Source organism: Proteiniphilum sp. (assembly GCF_034927365.1).
Classification (GTDB): domain Bacteria; phylum Bacteroidota; class Bacteroidia; order Bacteroidales; family Dysgonomonadaceae; genus Proteiniphilum.
Genome location: NZ_JAYFQD010000043.1, coordinates 1 through 2,646, shown reverse-complemented (window position 1 = coordinate 2,646; position 2,646 = coordinate 1). Strand labels below are relative to the sequence as shown.

Genomic DNA, 2,646 nt, shown 5'->3' with positions numbered 1-2,646 from the left:
CACGCTATTTTCCCCGGAAACATTAGATTGTGACGGTCATACTTTCGAAGAACGGTATGTATATTTCCTGCAAAGCGGCAAACTTCTCGCTACTGATTCGACTGAGAACGTAAACTTTATCAGGGATGTCGACAGTATGGCCCAAATTGAAACAGATTCCTTGCAGGTTGATTCCCAAGTGTCAGAAAATAACGCAACACATGAAATTCTTGATAAGATATATTGGAGCCAAACGGCCTACATTGTCGGATATCTGCTTGACAATTATGGGATAGAAAAATACAAACAGTTGTGGCAGATTGGAGTGAGTCATTTTAATGAAATATATGGGATTTCATTTGATGAATTAATGCAAACAATTAATGATGGATTAAATAAAAGATATCCCGATCCCATTGATTTCAACTGGGCCAAATTAAAAGAAAGATGTATGAAATAAATGACAAATACCTAGTCCTAACTGAATTGACCCCAACAGTTGGATAAAAAACTTTTGGGGTCACTACAAAGCTAAGACAGCTTCTTATTAAAACGTGCATTGTCCAGAGCAATACAATCTGGGAATACCTGTAAGTCCAGCACAATAACCTTGGCCTGAATTACTTCTTTAAATGACAGGTATTCAGGATTTTAAAGATTTAATCTTTTACGGTCAGCTTCTCAGCGATCTCGCAGGCGTGAAAGAGAATATTGACCATAACTACGACTGAGGATAAAATAACGAGCAGATCATAATCAGATTTTATACCTGTTATGAACGGGACTATCTATTCCTGTGAACAAAAGGGATACTTTTTGATTGAAAGATCAGGTAATTTATAGTTAATATTCATTAACAATTTCATTACATTTTACTGATTGAGAATTATTTAATAACTTCGTACCAAATAATACTAAATAAAGAACATCATGAAAAAGAGAAGAATATTCTGGTTACCCACCTTGCTAATATTGGTATTGCTCACATTGTTTGTTGTAAAAAAGATAAATGACGGCTGGCTTTCTCCAAACCCAATCAAACGAGAATTGTATGAACAGGGAATGAGACCCTACAGGGATGGAAATCTGAAGTTCTCACTGCCTGAGACTGTAAGCCGTTCCAAGCGGAAAGAACTTGTAGCAACTACCAGAAAATATATCGCGAAAAGTGTGGAATTTATCCATGAAACAGCGCTTGAAGATACTATTCATTTGATATTAGTGCCTACCCGGAAAGAGATGGAGAATCTTTTAGGACCAAGTATTTGGGGAGGTGGTATTGCCGGAACGTATTTTACGAAAAATTACGATAGTTATCCCGAAGGATCGAACCCCGGTGAAAATCAGATATATGCGGTATATGGAGAAAAACATAATGAACTCAAAACATTAGTGATGGGCATGGTATCTATTCTCAAATGGGGTAATCCGGGTAATTATGACTATTGGCTTAATGAAGGCTTGTCGACGCTATTTTCCCCGGAATCACAAGATTGTGACGGCCATACTTTCGAAGAACGGTATGTATATTTCTTGCAAAACGGGAAACTCCTCGTACCTGACTCAACAATGAGATTTGCCTTCGAAGGAAATGAGGTGGTGCAAAATAAAATATACCGAAACCAAACCGCCTATCTTGTAGGGTCTCTGATTAATAATTACGGAATAGAGGAGTTTAAAAGGTTATGGCAAAGCGACATGGAGAATTTTGAGAAGATTTATGGTCTTTCCTTTAAAAATTATATTCTAAAAATTAACGATGGGCTAAATGAAAAATATCCCGATCCCATCGATTTCAATTGGGTCAAATTCAAAGAAAGATGTATGAAATGAACATGAATTTTCTATATATATTTATCTTCTGTTATGAATAGGAGGATTATCCATTCATGTAAGCAAGAGAGTTACTGCTCGATTGAAAATCAGGTAATTTATAGTTGATATTTATTAATAGTTTCATTGTATTTGACTGATTGAGAATTATTTAATAACTTCGTACCAAATAATACTAAATAAAGAACATCATGAAAAAGAGAAGAATATTCTGGTTATCCACCTTGCTAATATTGGTATTGCTCACATTGTTTGTTGTATATAAAGTGAATATGCGCATGTCTCCTTTATATGATATCAAACAGGAGTTGCATGCAAAAGGAATGGTAATAAAAAAGGAAGGAAACCTGTTTTTTTCATTTCCAAAGACAGTCAACCGCTCAGAACGGAAGGAAGTTGCAAATACAACCAGAGATTTGATAGCAAAAAGCCTTGAATTCATCAATGAAACATCACTTGAAGACTCTATTCTTATTGTACTGGTTCCTACGCTAAAAGATATGGAATATTTTATAGGAGATCCCATTGCCGGAATTTCTGCTCCCAAAAACTATGATAATTATCCGGAAGACTACAATATAAATATAAGTCACCTTTATGCTGTTTATAAACAGGAACATAATACACTCGGCAAAGGAATAATGGATATGGTGTCTACTCTCAAATGGGGACAACCCAAATCCTATACTTTTTGGTTGGTTGAAGGACTGGCCACGCTATTTTCCCCGGAAACATTAGATTGTGACGGTCATACTTTCGAAGAACGGTATGTATATTTCCTGCAAAGCGGCAAACTTCTCGCTACTGATTCGACTGAGAACGTAAACTTTATCA

Annotated in this window: 3 protein-coding genes; all 3 read left to right on the top strand. The window is 35.9% G+C overall.

Annotated elements, in window-relative coordinates; genetic code table 11:
• A partial coding sequence (locus VB073_RS17385) for a hypothetical protein (RefSeq protein ID WP_323405454.1) occupies positions 1–439 on the top strand: 439 nt, incomplete at its 5' end.
• A 470-nt stretch (positions 440–909) separates the two neighbouring features.
• Positions 910–1,812: a hypothetical protein gene (locus VB073_RS17380; RefSeq protein WP_323405453.1), complete on the top strand. Its 903-nt coding sequence runs from the start codon at positions 910–912 to the stop codon at positions 1,810–1,812.
• A gap of 191 nt (positions 1,813–2,003) precedes the next feature.
• A partial coding sequence (locus VB073_RS17375; protein ID WP_323405452.1) for a hypothetical protein occupies positions 2,004–2,646 on the top strand: 643 nt, incomplete at its 3' end.

What these genes read in the sequence shown, in the direction of transcription:
- VB073_RS17380 (WP_323405453.1), top strand. Translation starts at nt 910, where the DNA reads ATGAAAAAGAGAAGAATATTCTGGTTACCCACCTTGCTAATATTGGTA.